Origin of the sequence: Cupriavidus basilensis (genome assembly GCF_029335485.1) — a bacterium.
Lineage (GTDB): Bacteria > Pseudomonadota > Gammaproteobacteria > Burkholderiales > Burkholderiaceae > Cupriavidus > Cupriavidus basilensis_E.
This window is the reverse complement of sequence record NZ_JARJLM010000063.1, coordinates 1-16,169: the sequence shown is the minus strand read 5'-3', so window position 1 is coordinate 16,169 and position 16,169 is coordinate 1. Positions and strand designations below refer to the sequence as shown.

Here is a 16,169-nt window from a genome sequence, read left to right as displayed (position 1 = left end):
CCGGCCCCTGGCGTGCTTGGCGGTCTGTGCCGGCGCTCTAGTACCAGGGGCTTGTCGCATTATTGACGGCGAGCCGGCGCGGCGACTTGCGCAAGATCAAGATCGCTTGCGGGTTCGGGTGGCTCTTGTGCAACTTTCGCTAAATATCATGGCGTGACAGAATTTTGCGGCGCCCGGGCCGGGATCGGAGGGGCTGCCGCCGGTAGCGATGGCGCAGGCGACATCACACGGCGTGTGCCGCCTGGCCCGGTGGCGTGCCGAGGCCGGTTGGCATTTCGCCGGTGAGCAGGTAGTGCATCAGTTCGCGGACCGGGCGGATGGCCTGGCCGAACGGCAGGCTCCCCTTGCCGCGGAAGAACAGCCCGCGCTCCACGTCGCCGCGCATGGCCTGGGCCAGCTTGAGGTCGATGCAGAACTGCCCGACGCGGCCGATGCCGTCGCGCAGGCCGCAGGCCTGCAGGCAGTCGAAGCCTTCAAGGCAGTCGCGCACCTTGGCGCGGGTCCGCAGCGTCGCTTCACGCGACAGGTAGCGCTTGAGCCACGGCGTCAGTACGGCGCGTGCCGGCAGGCCGGCCACGCTGGTGAACTCGCTCAGTTGTTCGGGACGCGCGCTGGCCAGGACTTCCTTGAAAGCCGGGTGCGCATCGCCTTCTTCGGTCACGGCGAAGGCCGTCCCCAGTTGCACGGCCGAGGCGCCTTCACCCAGCCAGTGACGGACTTTGGCATGGCTGTTGATCCCGCCCGCAAGGATCAGGGGAACGCTCTCCCAGGCCAGCCCCAGTCCGGCGAATACTTCGCGGCATTCGGCCAGCACGCGTGCGAAGGAGAAGCGCCCATCGCCGATGTCCTCGATGCGCGAAGCGCCAAGGTGGCCGCCGGCGTGCGCCGGGTCCTCGATGACGATGGCGTCGGGCAGGCGGTTCTTCTTCATCCACTTGCGCAGCACCAGGCCGATGCCACGGGAGTCCGACAGGATGGGAATCAAGGCAATGTCCGGGTGACCGGCCGTGAGTTCGGGCAGGTCGAGTGGCAGCCCCGCGCCCATCACGATGGCATCGGCCCCGCTCTCGCAGGCCTGCCGGACCAGTGCGGCATGCGAGCTGACGGCTTTCATGACGTTCACCGCGATGGCACCGCGCCCGCCCGAGAGCTGCCGCGCGCCCTGGATCTCGCGATCCAGTGCCACCAGGTTGGCTGCCTCTATCTTGTCCTTGTCACGTGACTTGGCCGTGGCCGCCATCAGGTCCGGATGATGATGGCGCAGATCGATGCTGGCAATGGTGCCCATGCCGTTCTGGCTCGCCACCGCGCCTGCCAGCCGGTGCGCGGAGATGCCGATACCCATGCCGCCCTGTACCACCGGGACCAGCCGGCGGCCAATCAGCTTTAGCCAATGCTCTTGCATATCACCCTCGGTAAGACATTCTGCTCGCCGGCGGGGATGCCGTGCGTTGCAGGAAAGCGGCATAGGTTTGCATGGACATGCGGCGGGAAACTTGCGTTGGATCAAGTCGGGGCCGGCTCGATACCAATGGCCTATGCCACTCGGCGGATGGCCGTCGTCGGCGCCGTGCGCGGCGGCCCGCGCTTTTGCGCCTGGTCAATTGGTCCGTGCCGGAGCTTGGCTAGGATCATGGCTCACTTGCGTTCGCCGCCGCCGTGGCGCATGCGGACGCCCGAAACCTCATTGAGCCTATCCATGACCTCCAACACTCCGGGCACAACGCGTCGCCCGCAACTGGTTGCGCCCGCCGGCTCGCTGGCTGCGCTGCGCGTGGCGCTGCAACGTGGCGCCGACGCCGTCTACCTTGGCCTGCGCGACGCCACCAATGCGCGCAACTTCGGCGGGCTGAACTTCACCGAGGCCGATATCCAGGCAGGCGTGGCCGAAGCCCACGCGCAGGGCGCGGAAGTCTTGTTCGCCATCAATACCTTCGCGCAGATGGGCGCGGTTGCGTGTTGGCACCGCGCCGTCGATGCCGCGGCGGAGCTGGGCGCGGATGCCGTCATCATGGCCGATCCCGGCCTCATGGCCTATGCCCGCGAGCGCCATCCGCAGCTGCGTCTTCATCTGTCGGTGCAAGGTTCGGCCACCCACGCCGACGCCATCGAACTGATGCGCGCGCGTTTCGGCATACACCGGGTGGTGCTGCCGCGCGTGCTGTCGCTGGCGCAGATCGGCAAGCTCGCGCGGCAGACCGATGTGGAGCTCGAAGTGTTTGGCTTCGGTAGCCTGTGCGTGATGGCCGAAGGCCGCTGCCTGCTGTCTTCCTACGCGACTGGCGATTCGCCGAACAACAAGGGCGTGTGCTCGCCCGCGCATGCCGTGCGCTGGGAAGAGCACGAGGGCACCATGCAGGCGCGCTTGTCCGGCATCCTGATCGACAGCTACGCGCCCGGCGAGCCGGCCGGCTACCCGACCCTGTGCAAGGGACGGTTCGAGGTGGAGGGCGAGCGGGGCTATGTGCTCGAGGAGCCGACCAGCCTCAATGCGCTGTCGCTGCTGCCGGCGCTGATCGGCATAGGCATTGCCGCGATCAAGATCGAAGGCCGCCAGCGTAGCCCCCGTTATGTGGGCGACGTGGTTGGCGTGCTGCGCGCGGCGATCGACGCCGCTGGCGCCGATCCGTCGCGCTTCACCGCGCGTCAGGAATGGCAGGGCGTACTCGGGCGGCACGCCGAGGGCGACCAGGTGACCCAGGGCGCTTACGACCGGCCATGGCGTTGAGGCCGCGCCGCGGCGCCTGCGCCTGCTGCCTTCTTTGTGCCTGCGGGCATGACATTCTCCTTCTGGAACCAAACTACCAATGAACGATTCGATGAACGAGCCGAGCGCGGCTGTGGCGGCTGTGGCGGGCAGCTTCGGCATCTCGCTGGGCCCGCTGCTGTACTACTGGCCGCGCACCACGGTCATGCAGTTCTATGCGCAGGTCGCAGACTCCGCGGTGGACCGCGTCTACCTGGGCGAGACCGTCTGTACCCGCCGCCATGAGCTGCGCCATGCCCACTGGCTGGAGATCGCGCAGATGCTGCAGGAGGCCGGCAAGGAGGTCGTGCTCTCGACCCCGGTGCTGGTCGAATCCGACAGCGATATAGCCTGCATGCACCGCGTCTGCGAGCAGACCGAATATCTGGTCGAGGCCAACGACCTGGGCGCCGTCAACCGGATGCAGGGGCGCGCCTTCATCTGCGGCCCGCATCTGAACGTGTATCACGCGGATACGCTCGCCTGGCTCAGCGGGATGGGGGCCATAGCATGCGTGCCCCCGCTGGAAATGGACCGCACCGCGCTGGCGGCGCTGGCGGCGGCACGCCCGGCGGGCACGGACCTGGAGGTGCTGGTCTGGGGCCGGATGCCGCTGGCGTTCTCGGCGCGCTGTTTCACTGCGCGGCACCACAGGCTGCGCAAGGACAATTGCGAGTTCCGCTGTCTCGAGTACCCGGATGGCCTGGTGGCTTCGACCGGGGAGGGCCAGCCGTTCTTCACGCTCAACGGGGTGCAGATCCAGTCCGCCAGCTGTCTTGACCTGTGCGCCGAGGTGCCGGCCATGACCGCGATGGGCATCGACTCGGTGCGGGTCAGCCCCCATGCCAGTGCCACGCTGGATGTGGTGGCGGCGCTTGCGGCACTGCGCTCCGGCGAGCGTACCGCGGCGCCCGGCGGCTTGCTGCCGGCGGGGGCGCAGCCCAGCAATGGCTATTGGGACGGACGCGCCGGCATCGCCTGGCAGGAGGAACACGCATGATCGGCCCGAAAGCCATGCTGGCACGCCTGCACCGCGCGATGCCGGCGCAGGCCCGTGCCTTGCCCCTGGTGGCCGCGCTGGAGCTTGCGCGGCGGCGTGGGTGGCTGCAGCCACCGGCGGCGCTCGATGGCCATTGCTTCCTGCTGACGGTGGAGGACCTTGGCCTGCAGGTGCGTTTTCGCTGCACGGATGGCCGTTTTGCCGCCGGGCCCTTTGACGGTAGCCCGCCGGCGCTGACGTTGCGCGCCAATGCCGTCGATTACCTGCGCCTGCTGGGCGGGGAAGCCGACACCGATACGCTGTTTTTCCAGCGGCGTCTGGCGATTGGCGGCGATACCGCGCTTGGCCTGGAAGTGAAGTACTGGCTGGACGCGGTGAGCCGGCCGGAATGGCTGACCGGGTTGACCAGGCACCTGGCACCGGGCGCCGCCACGTCGCAGCCTACCTGAGGAGGCAGCAAGGGCGGCAAGTGCCGCTCTTCAGCTTGCTGATGAACCTGCGGTTGCGGCGGTTTGCTCCCCATCTCTCCCGCTTGCGGGAGGGGGGCAGGTTTGAGGTTCGGGCGTGAGTGGGCTAGCTGTAGCGCCTCATGCTCCGCGTGTTCCGTATGGCACTGCCGTTCGCCATGCTCCGGTTTTCTCCCCTCTCCCCGTGAGGGGACAGAGCGTGACAGCCGTCGTCATTCCAGACGGTCTTGGCGCATCCCTTCGGCTTCGGCCAATGCGGCTTTGTCGGCATGCCGGGGCGGCGCATCCTTGATGGCCGACAGCGCCAGTGTCACCGCCTCCCAGGCCGCTCCGGCTTCCGTCTCGCTGCATTCGCCATGCTGCCGCTTGGTGGCGCCCAGCCGATTGAGCACCAGATGCCGGTCGGGCGCAACCCCCGCGCTGGCCAGGCAGGCTTTCACGCAGGCCAGCGGGCAGCCGTCCAGGGCCAGGATCGGGCGGCCCGAACGGGCCACCCTGGTGAGCGCGGCAACGCCGCCGCCAACCCCGCTGATGCAGGACATCTCGGCCAGCCCGCCGCGGTCCAGCCGTACGGCGAAGGTGTTGGCGAGCTGCGCCACGCTGGAGCAGCCGGAGCACGCGTAGACGAGAGGCAAGGATGTGGTGTCAGCCTTGGGCATTGCGATACCTCGGGACTTGATGGGCGGATTGGGGAGATGCCTTCAGGAGGCGATCGCCGACGGCTTGCATCGCGTAGTTTCGGCGGATGAAGTGACGGAACGCTCTCCACGTGAAGAGACCGCGTCATCCAGCTTGCACAGCCTGAGAATGAAGCGCGCCACCTGGGCGGCCTGGTCGAGCGGCAGGCAAGGCATGCCGATATCGAGCGGCACGTCGCTGGCCACCGCCACGATGGACGGGTCGCGGGGATAGTAGGGCGCGCGCCCGTGCGCCGGCCGGAAAACCTCGATGCGCGGGATGGCTTCGCTGCGGAACCCTTCCACCAGGGTCAGGTCCGCCGGCGCCAGGCGCGCCACCTGCTCGCGCAAGGTCGGCTCCGGCGCACCGTTCAGTTCGTGCAGGATGGCAAAGCGGAATGGCGAAGCCACCAGGACTTCGCCGGCGCCGGCCTGGCGAAAGCGTGCGCTGTCCTTGCCCGGCGGCTCGAGCTCGAGAGAATGGTGGCTATGTTTGATGACATTGACGGTCAGCCCTTGCTGGCGAAACCAGGCGAGCATGGCCGTGATCAGCGTGGTCTTGCCGCTGCCCGAGGTGCCGGCGATGCCGAGGATGGCGGGTTGCATGATCGTTCTCCCAGAGATGGCCTCCGGGTGGGCGGACTGGCGAAGCGCGGTGCGCATTCTGGAGAGACGGGAATGCGGCGTCCGGGGCTTGCCAGTGCCTGTTGCCGGAGGTGGAGGTTGTTTATTGCACCAGCGGCGTTTCGGCGCCGCCGAGGTCGATCCCTTCAATGCTGGCGCCGCCGATCAGCAGGCTTGCGTACTGCTTCCACGCGCGGTCGCGCGCCGCCGCCGCGAGGGCGCGGGCGATGGATTGCCGCACGGCATCGAACGGCAGCTGTACGCCTTCGCAGCGCTCGATGACCCGTACCACGTGCAGGCCGTAGCGCGTTTCAACCAGCCGGGCCAGCACGCCCGGATTGCGCGCGGCAAAGATGGCGCGCTCGAACTCGGGCGCGGTTTCGCCGCGGAACACGCGGCCAAGGTGTCCGCCGCCGGCGCCGGTCGGGCAGTTGGAGCGGGCATTCGCCAGCCCGGCGAACGCCGAGGGATCGGCCAGCACCTGCGCCAGCGTGGCCTCGGCCGTTTCGCGCAGCGCATCGAGCGGGACCCGCGGCGTCACCTGGAACAGGATGTGCCCGGCCTCGACCCACTCGCCCTCGCGGAAGCGTTCCAGGTGGCTGTCGTAATGCCGGCGGCAACTGGCCTCGTCGGGCTCGGGCAGCCCGACCTCCCGCTCCAGCAGGGCCTCAGTCAGGGACTCGTCGTCGTCGCCGGGCAGTCCGAGCCGCCGTGCCTGCGCGCGCACCAGATGACGCAGGATCAGGGCAACCACGGCGTGCCGGGTGGGTTCATGCGAGCCGGCATGGTGGGCCAGTTCACGTTCGATCTCGGCGTCTTCCAGTTCGACGCCGTTGACTAAGATGGGCATAGCTTTCTCCTTGCAGGACGGCCGGTTGGCGGGGCGGGCTTCAGCGGCTGCGCACCAGTTGCCAGGCGCGGCCCAGGTAGCCGACCGAGGCGAAGCCGCTCCACACGTGCACCAGCCGGGTGAAGGGGAAGATGGCGAACAGCGAGATCCCCATGAACAGATGGGCCTTGAACAGCAGCGGCGCACCGGCGATATAGCTGGCGGCGTCCCCGCGCAGGGTGACGATGTGCTGGGCCCAGGTCATCAGCTGCACCATCATGTGGCCGTCCATATGGCGGGACGATTCGAAGATGGTGGAAAGGCCCAGCAGCAAGGTCACCAGGATCCACAGCAGCAGCACCTTGTCGCCGGTGCGCGTGACCGCGGACACGCGGGCATTGGTGAAGCGGCGGTGGAGCAGGATCAGCAGGCCGGACAGGCACATGGTGCCCATCAGGCCGCCGGCCGCCATGGCCACGCCTTGCTTGAATCCATGCGAGACGCCCAGGGCGTCCCAGACCGCCACGGGCGTCAGCAGGCCTACCAGATGGCCGAAGAACAGCCCGATGATGCCGACGTGGAAGAGGATACTGCCGACCCGCAGGTTGCCGCGATGGAGCAGTTGCGAGCTGTCGCTCTTCCAGCCGTATTGTTCGCGCTCGAAGCGCGCCAGGCTGCCGAACAGGAAGACGACCAGGGCGATGTACGGATAGATGCCGTAGAGGAATTGATTGAGCAGGTTCATGGTCGTTGCCTCAGCGAGCGGTGGTCATGGGCGCCGTGCCGCGGGCGTAGAAGCGCACGGGCTGGTCGCCGAGGGGGCGCGGTGCGAGCAGCGGTTCCACGCCGTCCACACCGGGGCCGAAGGTCTCCAGCGCTTCGTCCATATCCCGCACCGGCGGCTCGGTCCGGGGCTGTGGCTGCACGTCAGTGAGCGTGCGCAATACGGTGAACACCGCGGCATACGGACTCTCGTTGCGCGCCAGCCGGTCGCCAACCGCGGCGAGCACGTGGATGGCGTCGCCCAGCAGTTGCCCGGCGTGCGCGTCCTTGCCGTCGGCCACCAGCGCGCCCAGGAACTCCAGGAACAGCGGCACGAAATCGGGCAGTTCCGCCTCGGCGGGCTCGAAGCCCTCGCGGCGGTATTCGTCGATCAGGTCGACCATGGCCTGGCCGCGATCCCGGCTTTCGCCGTGCACGTGTTCGAACAGGTGCAGGGAATGGGCGGGGTTGCGGTCGAAGGTGGCGACGTAGTTCTCCTGGAGTTCGATCAGCGTGTTGGTCTTCAACAGCTCGCCCAGGGGCGCCAGCGTGGCTTGCGCCTGCGGCGACCTGGCCAGCGCGGTGTCGATTTCAGGCAGGGCGTCGAGAAGGTCCTGCTCGGGGTAGCACAGCAGGGCGCTAAGGATGGGGTAGAGCGGCATGGGAGGCTCCCGTGGTGTATGGATGGCGAAAGTGCGGATGCCGGCCGCTCCCGTTTGCCGGCGGGAGCGGGGCGGAAAGTCAGGCGCCGGTCATGTCGCCATGGCCTTCTTGCGCGATTTCGGCATGTCCGCGAACATCACGCTGCCTTGCGGCTTCTTGCCGAACAGGGAGCCGTCCGAGGTCCCGCCCGAGCAGCCGTTGCCGAAGGTGAAGCCGCAGCTTGCCTTGTCGTTGAAGCTGTCCTCCACCATTTCCTTGTGCGAGGACGGGATCACGAAACGATCTTCATAGTTGGCGATCGCCATGATCTGGTACATGTCCTCCACCTGTGCCGGCGTGAGGCCGACCTGCTCCAGCACAGCCAGGTCCTGCACGTCGTCCACCACTTCCGAGCGCTTGTAGGCGCGCATGGCCAGCATGCGTTCAAGCGCTTTCAGCACCGGCGCGACTTCCCCCGCGGTCAGCAGGTTGGCCAGGTACTTGACCGGGATGCGCAGGCTCTTCACGTCCGGGATCACGCCGTTCATGCCCATGTGGCCAGCCTCGGCGGCCGACTGGATCGGCGACAGCGGCGGGATGTACCACACCATCGGCAGCGTGCGGTACTCGGGATGCAGCGGGAAGGCCACCTTCCATTCGCAGGCCATCTTGTACACCGGCGACTTGCGCGCGGCGTCCAGCCAGCTTTGCGCAATGCCCTGGCGCAGCGCTTCGGCCTGGACGGCCGGATCGTGCGGATCCAGGAAGATGTCCAGCTGCGACTGGTAGAGATCCTGCGGGTTCTCCACCGAGGCGGCTGCCTGGATGCGGTCGGCGTCGTACAGCATCACGCCCAGGTAGCGGATCCGGCCGACGCAGGTTTCCGCGCAGACGGTGGGCTGGCCCGCTTCGATGCGGGGATAGCAGAACAGGCATTTCTCGGCCTTGCCGCTTTGCCAGTTGTAGTAGATCTTCTTGTACGGGCACCCGGAGATGCACATGCGCCAGCCGCGGCATTTGTCCTGGTCGACCAGCACGATGCCGTCGTCCTCGCGCTTGTAGATCGAGCCGGACGGGCAGGAGGCTACGCAGGTCGGGTTCAGGCAATGCTCGCACAGGCGCGGCAGGTACATCATGAAGGTGTTCTCGAAGGTCGAGTACATCTCCTTCTGGACGTCTTCGAACAGCTTGTCCTTGCTGCGCGCGCTGAACTCGCCGCCAAGATCGTCCTCCCAGTTCGGGCCCCATTCGATCTTTTCCATCTTCTTGCCGGTCAGCACCGACACCGGGCGGGCAGTGGGCGGCGTCTGCACCAGCGGCGCCTTCTGCAGGTGCTCGTAGTCGTAGGTGAACGGCTCGTAGTATTCGTCGATCTGCGGCAGGTTGGGATTGGTGAACAGTTTCGCCAGGATGCCCAGCTTGCTGCCCTGGCGCGGTTCGAGCTTGCCGGCGGCATTGCGCGTCCAGCCGCCATGCCATTTGTCCTGGTTCTCCCATTCCTTGGGATAACCGATGCCGGGCTTGGTCTCGACATTGTTGAACCAGGCGTATTCCACGCCGTCGCGGCTGGTCCAGACGTTCTTGCACGTAATCGAGCAGGTATGGCAGCCAATGCACTTGTCCAGGTTCAGGACCATGGCTACCTGGGCGCGGATTTTCATTGCTCAGCTCCTTCCTTCGCTTGTTTTTCCACCAGCGGGCCTTCCAGCCAGTCGACCTTGTTCATCTTGCGCAGGATCACGAACTCGTCGCGGTTGCTGCCGACGGTGCCGTAATAGTTGAAACCGTATGCCAGCTGCGCGTAGCCGCCGATCATGTGGGTGGGCTTGGTCACCGTGCGGGTCACCGAGTTATGGATGCCGCCGCGCATGCCGCTGGTTTCGGCGCCGGGCACGTTCACGATCTTCTCCTGGGCGTGGTACATCAGGCACATCCCCTTGGGGACCCGCTGCGAAACCACCACCCGCGCGGTCAGCGTCCCATTGACGTTGAAGACTTCCACCCAGTCGTTGTCGCGGATGCCGTTGGCCTTGGCCTCGGCTTCCGAGATCCAGACATGCGGCCCGCCGCGCGACAGCGTCAGCATGCGCAGGTTGTCCGAATAGGTGGAGTGGATGCCCCACTTCTGGTGCGGCGTGATCCAGTTCAGCACCAGTTCGGCATTGCCGTTGGGCCTGGCACCCAGCATCGGCGCGATGGTCTTGGTGTCGATGGCGGGCTTGTAGACGCAGTTGCCTTCGCCAAAATCCAGCATCCAGCGATGATCCTGGTAGAACTGCTGGCGGCCGGTCAGGGTGCGCCAGGGGATCAGCTCGTGGACATTGGTGTAGCCCGCGTTGTAGCTGACTTCCTCGGATTCCAGGCCGGACCAGGTCGGCGCGGAGATGATCTTGCGCGGCTGCACCTGGACGTCGCGGAAGCGGATCTTGTCATGCTCGCGCCCGGTGGCCAGGTGGGCGTGGTCGCGCCCGGTGATGGCCGACAGCGCTTCCCATGCCTTCACCGCGACATGGCCGTTGGTTTCCGGCGCGAAAGTCAGGATCATCTCGGCGGCGTCGATGGCGGTATCCAGCCGCGGCCGCCCCTGGCTCACGCCGGGTTCGTCGACCGTCTTGCTGAGCGCGCCGATTTCCTTGACTTCGTGGCGGGTATCCCAGTTGATGCCCTTGCCGCCGTTGCCGTGCTTGTCGAGCAGCGGCCCGATCGAGGTGAACTTCTTGTAGATATCGGCATAGTTGCGCTCGACCACGGTCATCGATGGCGCGGTCTTGCCGGGAATCAGCTCGCATTCGCCGCGCTTCCAGTCCTTGGGCTCGAACGGCTGCGCCAGTTCACCCGGCGTGTCATGCAGCAAGGGGCTGCAGACCAGGTCCTGGCGGGTGCCCAGGTGGGCGCCGCCGATTTCGCTGAACTTCTTGGCGATCGCCTTGTAGATTTCCCAGTCCGTACGGCTCTCCCACAGCGGCTGCACCGCCTCCGACAAGGGATGGATGAAGGGATGCATGTCGGAGGTGTTGAGATCGTCCTTCTCGTACCAGGTGGCGGTCGGCAGCACGATATCGCCGTACAGGCAGGTGGTGCTCATGCGGAAATCGAGCACGGTCAGCAGGTCGAGCTTGCCCTCGGCGGCGGGGCGCACCTTGACCTCGCTCGGCGTGATGGCGTCCGCCTCGTCGCCGAATACGGCGTTCTGGGTGCCGAGCAGGTACTTGAGGAAATACTCATGGCCCTTGCCCGAGCTGCCCAGGATATTCGAGCGCCACACGAACATATTGCGCGGGAAGTTCTCCGGGTTGTCGGGGTCGTCGCAGGCGAACTGCAGCCCGCCGGACTTCAGCTGTTCGACCGTATAGGCGACAGGATCCTGGCCAGCCGCCGCGGCGGCATCGGCGACATCGAGCGGATTGCTGCTTAGTTGCGGCGCCGAGGGCAGCCAGCCCATGCGCTCGGAGCGGGCGTTGAGGTCCAGCAGCGAGAGGTTCTCGTACTTGGCCTTGTCCGCGGTCGGCGCAAGGATCTCGTCCACGGCAAGCTTTTCGTGGCGCCACTGGCTGGTGTGGCTGTAGAAGAACGAGGTGCCGTTCATCTGGCGCGGCGGGCGCGACCAGTCCAGGCCAAAGGCCAGCGGTGCCCAGCCGAATTGCGGGCGCAGCTTTTCCTGGCCCACGTAGTGCGCCCAGCCGCCGCCGCTCTTGCCCACGCAGCCGCACATCATCAGCAGGTTGATGATGCCGCGGTAGATCATGTCGTTGTGGTACCAGTGGTTGAGCCCGGCACCGACGATCACCATGCTCTTGCCCTGGGTGCGATCGGCGTTGTCGGCGAACTCGCGCGCTACCTGTATCACCAGATGGCGCGGCACCGTGGTGTGTTTTTCCTGCCAGGCCGGCGTGTAGGGCACATCGTCGTCGAAGGACGTGGCCACATTGTCGCCGCCCAGGCCCTGGTCCACGCCGTAGTTGGCCATCTGCAGGTCATAGACCGTGGCCACCAGGGCGCTGCTGCCATCGGCCAGCGTGATGCGCCTGGCGGGCACGCGGCGCTTGAGCAGGGCATCGTGCTCCGCGCCGAAGTACGGGAAACCGACTTCGGCCACCTCGTGCCCGGCCGCCATCAGCGAGAGCAGGGGGTCAAGCGCCTGTCCGTTGCCGCCGTCCTTCATCTCCAGGTTCCAGCGGCCTACCTTCTCGCCGCCGTTGTGCGCGGCCTCGCCCCAGCGAAAGCCGATGGTGCCGTTGGGGACCGCGAAGTCGCCGCTGGCACTGTCGATCACCAGCGTTTTCCATTCAGGATTGTTGGCTTCGCCGCGGGCGCCGGCGAGGTGGGAGGCACGCAGGAAGTGGTCGGGCACCAGCGTGCCGCCGTTATCCCGCAGCAGCACCAGCATCGGCATGTCGGTGTACTGCTTGATGTAGTCGCGGAAATAAGCGGAGCGCCCGTTCAGATGGAACTCCTTCAGCACCACATGGCCCATGGCCATGGCCAGGGCGGCATCGGTGCCTTGCGTGGGCGTCAGCCAGATATCGCCGAACTTGACCATCTCGCCGAAGTCGGACGATACCGCCACCGTCTTGGTGCCCTTGTAGCGGACTTCGGTGTAGAAGTGGGCGTCCGGGGTGCGCGTCTGCGGCACGTTGGAACCCCATACCATCAGGTAGGTGGAGTTGTACCAGTCGGCCGATTCCGGCACGTCGGTCTGCTCGCCCCAGACTTGCGGGCTGGCCGGCGGCAGGTCGCAGTACCAGTCATAGAAGGACAGGCAGACCCCGCCCAGCAGGCTCAGGTAGCGCGCGCCGGCGGCGTAGGACACCATCGACATGGCCGGAATCGGCGAGAACCCGACCACGCGGTCCGGGCCGAAGCGTTTGATGGTGAAGGCATTGGCTGCCGCAATCATCTCCGTGGCGGTGTCCCAGTCGGCCCGCACGAAGCCGCCCAGGCCGCGCACGCTCTTGTAGCGCTTGGCCTTGACCGGGTCCTGGCTGATCGAGGCCCAGGCGGCCACGGGATCCATGGTCTTGCGGGCTTCGCGCCACATCTCCATCAGGCGGCCGCGGATCATCGGGTACTTCACGCGTTGCGCCGAGTAGACGTACCAGCTGTACGAGGCGCCGCGCGGGCAGCCGCGCGGCTCGTGGTTGGGCAGGTCGGGGCGGGTGCGCGGATAGTCGGTCTGCTGCGTTTCCCAGGTGATCAGTCCGTTCTTGACGTAGACCTTCCAGGAGCACGAACCCGTGCAGTTCACGCCGTGGGTGGAGCGCACGATCTTGTCGTGCTGCCAGCGGCTGCGGTACCCGTTCTCCCACCGGCGGTCCTCGTCCACCACGGCGCCGTGTCCACCCGCGAAGGTGGACTTGACGCGGGACATGAATTTCAGTCGATCCAGAAAATGGCTCATAGTTGTTCTCCGCGAGTGCTTTTGCTGACCGTCGGGCAATCGGTCCAGGGATGTTCCAAGCTTATCGGCCAGGCCCGGCGGCGCCCATTCGCTGGTGGAGGAGTAGGGCGCGATGCGCTCGGGCTAGTTCGGCCGCGGCTGCCTAGTTCGGAAGAACTAGGCCGGCCGGCGCCGTTCAGCAGGGCATGGGTGCATGCTTGCGTGCGTAGTACCACCAGGTCACCAGCACGCAGCTCACATAGAAGGCCACGAAGCAGTACAGCGCCGCGTCCGCCGAGCCGGTCAGTTCCAGCGAGGTGCCGAAGCTCTTGGGGATGAAGAAGCCGCCGTAGGCGCCAATGGCGCCGGAAAAGCCCAGCACCGCGGCCGATTCCTTGCCGGCGTCCAGCAGCGCCTGCTTTTGCGCCGCCTCGTCCTTGCCGCGCGCGGCGCGCTGGCGTTCGGTCAGGAAGATCACCGGGATCATGCGGAAGGTCGAGCCATTGCCGATGCCGGTCAGCGCGAACAGCACCACGAACGCCGCCAGGAAACCCTGGAAGCTGCCGCCGGCGCCGTCGTGCGGCAACGTGGCCAGCACGCCGAACACGGCGGCAATCATCGCCACGAAGCTCCACAGGGTGACCCGCGCCCCGCCGAGCTTGTCCGACACCCAGCCGCCCACCGGCCGCATCAGCGCACCCACCAGGGGCCCGAGGAAGGCATAGGCGGTGGGGTTCACCCCTGGGAACTGTGACTTGGTGAGCAGCGCAAAACCGGCCGAGAAGCCGATGAACGAGCCGAAGGTGCCCACATACAGCCAGCACATCAGCCAGTTGTGCTTGCGCTTGAAGATCACCGCCTGGTCGGCGAACGAGGCACGCGCATCGGCGATGTCGTTCATGCCGAACCACGCGGCGAGGGTCGCGGCCAGGATGAACGGCACCCAGATGAAGCCGGCGTTCTGCAGCCACAGGCTCTTGCTCACCTCGCCGGCCTGGTAGGTCTGGGCGTCACCGCCAAAGGCGCCGAACAGCCCCACGGAAACCACCAGCGGGGTCAGGAACTGCACCACCGATACGCCCAGGTTGCCGATGCCGGCATTGAGCCCGGTCGCCAGGCCCTTCTTGGCCTTGGGAAAGAAGAAACTGATATTGGACATCGAGGAGCTGAAGTTGGCGCCGCCGAATCCGCACAGCAGCGCCAGCACCAGCAAGGTGGGATAGCTAGTGGTCGGGTCGCGCAGCGCGAAGCCCATGCCCAGCGCCGGCACCAACAGGGTGGCGGTGGAGATCGCCGTGAAACGCCGGCCGCCGAAGATCGGCACCAGGAAGGCGTAGAAGATGCGCAGCGTGGCACCCGAGAGCGCGGGCAGCGCGGTGAGCCAGAACAGCTGGTTCTTGCTGAAGCGGAAGCCGGCGCGGTCCAGGTTGACCGCCACCACGCTCCATAGCATCCAGATCGCGAAGGCCAGCATCAAGGCGAGGATCGAGATCCACAGGTTGCGGTAGGCGATGCGCTCGCCGTGGGTGCGCCAGAAGGTCTTGCTTTCAGGCTCCCAGCGGGTTAGTACGGAACTAGACATGACTGTCCTATGTGTCGGAATGAGGAATGAGGAATGAGGAACAGGGAAATGTGGAATAGGGAAAGCGGAACGCCGATTCAGGCCGGCTGTGCCGCCAGCACGCGCTGGCCGGCGTCTGCGCCCTTGCCGCGCTGGCTGTAGTGCATCCACACCAGGCTCACGCAGACGGTGCCGTACATCAGCATGAAGCAGCTGCTGCGCACGCCGCTCAGGTCCGCCAGCAGGCCGAACAGCACCGGCAGGATGAAGCCGCCCAGGCCGCCGGCCAGCCCCACCACGCCGGAGACGGCGCCGAGGTTATGGCCGAAATCGTTGGCGATGAACTTGAACACCGACGCCTTGCCCACCGCCATGGCAATGCCGACGATAAAGAGCAGTGCGGTGAACGGCAGCGCCGACAGGCCGATATGGAAGGCCTGCGGGCCGCGCGCGGTGTGGATGATGAAATCGGTCTGCGGGTAGCTGAGGAGGAAGAACGCCACCCAGCACACCCACATCACCCACCAGGTGGTGCGGTGCGCGCCGTAGCGGTCCGAGATCCAGCCGCCGATGGCGCGCAGCACGCCGCCCGGCAGCGAGAAGCAGGCCGCCAGCAGGGCGGCGATCTTGATGTCGAAGCCGTACTCGCCGATGTAGTACTTGGTCATCCACAGCGACAGGCCGACATAGCCGCCGAACACCACCGAGTAATACTGCGAGTAGCGCCAGACCCGCGGGTCGCGCAGCATGGCGAACTGGGCCCGCAAACCAGCCGAGGACTTCACGCGGTGGGCGGGATTGCTGGATGAGAACACCCAGAACAGCACCGCCGTGACCAGCATGGCGATCGCGTACACGCGCGGCACCACGGTCCAGCTGCCACCGGCGGCAACGATCAGTGCCGGGGCCACGAACTTGGTCAAGGCCGAGCCGGAGTTGCCGGCGCCGAATATGCCCATGGCCAGGCCCTGGCGGGAGCGCGGAAACCAGCGAGCCACATAGGGCGTGCCGACCGAGAACGAGCCGCCCGCCAGGCCCACGAACAAGCCCAGGACAAGCAACTGCGGGAGCGTGGTGGCATGCGAGATCATCCAGATCGGGATGACCGTGACCAGCATCAGCACAAAGAAGACGATGCGGCCGCCGTAGCGGTCGGTCCAGATGCCCAGCGGCACGCGGACCAGCGCGCCGCTGAGCACGGGCGTGGCGGCCAGCAGGCCGAACTGGGTTTCGGACAGGCCAAGTTGCTGCTTGATGGGAATGCCCAGCACGGCAAACATCATCCATATGGCAAAGCAGATGGTGAAGGCGAAGGTGCTGGACGCCAGTACCGCATAGGCGCGACGCGGCACAGGTTCGTGCGGGAGGGGTTGAGTGGCCATGGCCATGCTCCTGTGTCAACAATGACGATCGGCTCCCAGCGTAGAGAGCGCGGCCGCGGTTGACCATTCGCCGGCAGCACATGTGCGGGTGCCGGTGGAGCT

The 16,169-nt window shown here is 66.5% G+C and carries 13 protein-coding genes; 3 read left to right on the top strand and 10 right to left on the bottom strand.

Going from position 1 to position 16,169, the window contains the following annotated elements; all coding sequences use genetic code 11:
- Window positions 1-223: 223 nt before the first annotated feature.
- Window positions 224-1,405, bottom strand: coding sequence for an NAD(P)H-dependent flavin oxidoreductase (locus P3W85_RS03745; protein WP_017230794.1), 1,182 nt, complete (start codon window positions 1,403-1,405; stop codon window positions 224-226).
- 294 nt (window positions 1,406-1,699) lie between these two features.
- Between P3W85_RS03745 and ubiU the strand changes: the two genes are divergently transcribed.
- The 3 genes from ubiU to ubiT all read left to right on the top strand — a co-directional run bounded on the left by ubiU (window position 1,700) and on the right by ubiT (window position 4,195).
- Window positions 1,700-2,728, top strand: coding sequence for a ubiquinone anaerobic biosynthesis protein UbiU (ubiU, locus tag P3W85_RS03740; RefSeq protein ID WP_276263778.1), 1,029 nt, complete (start codon window positions 1,700-1,702; stop codon window positions 2,726-2,728).
- Between the two features lie 79 nt (window positions 2,729-2,807).
- Window positions 2,808-3,746: a U32 family peptidase gene (locus P3W85_RS03735; protein WP_276263777.1), complete on the top strand. Its 939-nt coding sequence runs from the start codon at window positions 2,808-2,810 to the stop codon at window positions 3,744-3,746.
- Window positions 3,743-4,195 carry a ubiquinone anaerobic biosynthesis accessory factor UbiT gene (gene ubiT, locus P3W85_RS03730; protein WP_276263776.1) on the top strand — a complete coding sequence of 151 codons (453 nt, stop codon included), beginning with the start codon at window positions 3,743-3,745 and terminating at the stop codon, window positions 4,193-4,195. Before P3W85_RS03735 ends, ubiT begins: the two co-directional genes overlap by 4 nt.
- A gap of 230 nt (window positions 4,196-4,425) precedes the next feature.
- Here ubiT and P3W85_RS03725 read toward each other — a convergent pair whose 3' ends face one another.
- From P3W85_RS03725 to P3W85_RS03685, 9 genes are all read right to left on the bottom strand, one after another.
- Complete coding sequence (locus tag P3W85_RS03725; protein WP_017223986.1) at window positions 4,426-4,872, bottom strand: putative zinc-binding protein; 447 nt, start codon at window positions 4,870-4,872, stop codon at window positions 4,426-4,428.
- A gap of 42 nt (window positions 4,873-4,914) precedes the next feature.
- Window positions 4,915-5,496, bottom strand: a complete 582-nt coding sequence (mobB, locus tag P3W85_RS03720; protein WP_276263775.1) for a molybdopterin-guanine dinucleotide biosynthesis protein B — start codon at window positions 5,494-5,496, stop codon at window positions 4,915-4,917.
- A 121-nt stretch (window positions 5,497-5,617) separates the two neighbouring features.
- Entirely contained in the window at window positions 5,618-6,364 is a 747-nt protein-coding gene (locus P3W85_RS03715) for a peptidylprolyl isomerase (RefSeq protein ID WP_017223984.1), read from the bottom strand.
- Window positions 6,365-6,404: 40 nt separating this feature from the next.
- Window positions 6,405-7,088 (bottom strand): respiratory nitrate reductase subunit gamma, encoded by a 684-nt coding sequence (narI, locus tag P3W85_RS03710; RefSeq protein WP_017223983.1) that lies wholly within the window; start codon window positions 7,086-7,088, stop codon window positions 6,405-6,407.
- Window positions 7,089-7,098: 10 nt separating this feature from the next.
- Entirely contained in the window at window positions 7,099-7,767 is a 669-nt protein-coding gene (gene narJ / locus P3W85_RS03705) for a nitrate reductase molybdenum cofactor assembly chaperone (protein ID WP_017223982.1), read from the bottom strand.
- A 90-nt stretch (window positions 7,768-7,857) separates the two neighbouring features.
- A complete protein-coding gene (narH, locus tag P3W85_RS03700; protein ID WP_017223981.1) occupies window positions 7,858-9,408 on the bottom strand; it encodes a nitrate reductase subunit beta in 1,551 nt (516 codons plus the stop codon).
- The gene (locus P3W85_RS03695) at window positions 9,405-13,145 is read right to left on the bottom strand and encodes a nitrate reductase subunit alpha (protein WP_276263774.1); all 3,741 of its coding nucleotides are present in this window, start codon (window positions 13,143-13,145) and stop codon (window positions 9,405-9,407) included. The genes narH and P3W85_RS03695 overlap by 4 nt, the downstream gene beginning before the upstream one ends.
- Before the next feature lie 175 nt (window positions 13,146-13,320).
- Window positions 13,321-14,706 (bottom strand): NarK family nitrate/nitrite MFS transporter, encoded by a 1,386-nt coding sequence (locus P3W85_RS03690; protein ID WP_017223979.1) that lies wholly within the window; start codon window positions 14,704-14,706, stop codon window positions 13,321-13,323.
- 77 nt (window positions 14,707-14,783) lie between these two features.
- Window positions 14,784-16,067 (bottom strand): MFS transporter, encoded by a 1,284-nt coding sequence (locus P3W85_RS03685; RefSeq protein ID WP_017223978.1) that lies wholly within the window; start codon window positions 16,065-16,067, stop codon window positions 14,784-14,786.
- Window positions 16,068-16,169: the final 102 nt, after the last annotated feature.

Excerpts from the sequence above, each read along its gene's own strand:
- P3W85_RS03725 (WP_017223986.1), bottom strand. The coding sequence starts at position 4,872 with ATGCCCAAGGCTGACACCACATCCTTGCCTCTCGTCTACGCGTGCTCC.
- P3W85_RS03690 (WP_017223979.1), bottom strand. The coding sequence starts at position 14,706 with ATGTCTAGTTCCGTACTAACCCGCTGGGAGCCTGAAAGCAAGACCTTC.
- ubiT (WP_276263776.1), top strand. The coding sequence starts at position 3,743 with ATGATCGGCCCGAAAGCCATGCTGGCACGCCTGCACCGCGCGATGCCG.
- P3W85_RS03745 (WP_017230794.1), bottom strand. The coding sequence starts at position 1,405 with ATGCAAGAGCATTGGCTAAAGCTGATTGGCCGCCGGCTGGTCCCGGTG.
- P3W85_RS03715 (WP_017223984.1), bottom strand. The coding sequence starts at position 6,364 with ATGCCCATCTTAGTCAACGGCGTCGAACTGGAAGACGCCGAGATCGAA.
- P3W85_RS03685 (WP_017223978.1), bottom strand. The coding sequence starts at position 16,067 with ATGGCCACTCAACCCCTCCCGCACGAACCTGTGCCGCGTCGCGCCTAT.
- narJ (WP_017223982.1), bottom strand. The coding sequence starts at position 7,767 with ATGCCGCTCTACCCCATCCTTAGCGCCCTGCTGTGCTACCCCGAGCAG.
- ubiU (WP_276263778.1), top strand. The coding sequence starts at position 1,700 with ATGACCTCCAACACTCCGGGCACAACGCGTCGCCCGCAACTGGTTGCG.
- P3W85_RS03735 (WP_276263777.1), top strand. The coding sequence starts at position 2,808 with ATGAACGATTCGATGAACGAGCCGAGCGCGGCTGTGGCGGCTGTGGCG.
- P3W85_RS03695 (WP_276263774.1), bottom strand. The coding sequence starts at position 13,145 with ATGAGCCATTTTCTGGATCGACTGAAATTCATGTCCCGCGTCAAGTCC.
- mobB (WP_276263775.1), bottom strand. The coding sequence starts at position 5,496 with ATGCAACCCGCCATCCTCGGCATCGCCGGCACCTCGGGCAGCGGCAAG.
- narI (WP_017223983.1), bottom strand. The coding sequence starts at position 7,088 with ATGAACCTGCTCAATCAATTCCTCTACGGCATCTATCCGTACATCGCC.
- narH (WP_017223981.1), bottom strand. The coding sequence starts at position 9,408 with ATGAAAATCCGCGCCCAGGTAGCCATGGTCCTGAACCTGGACAAGTGC.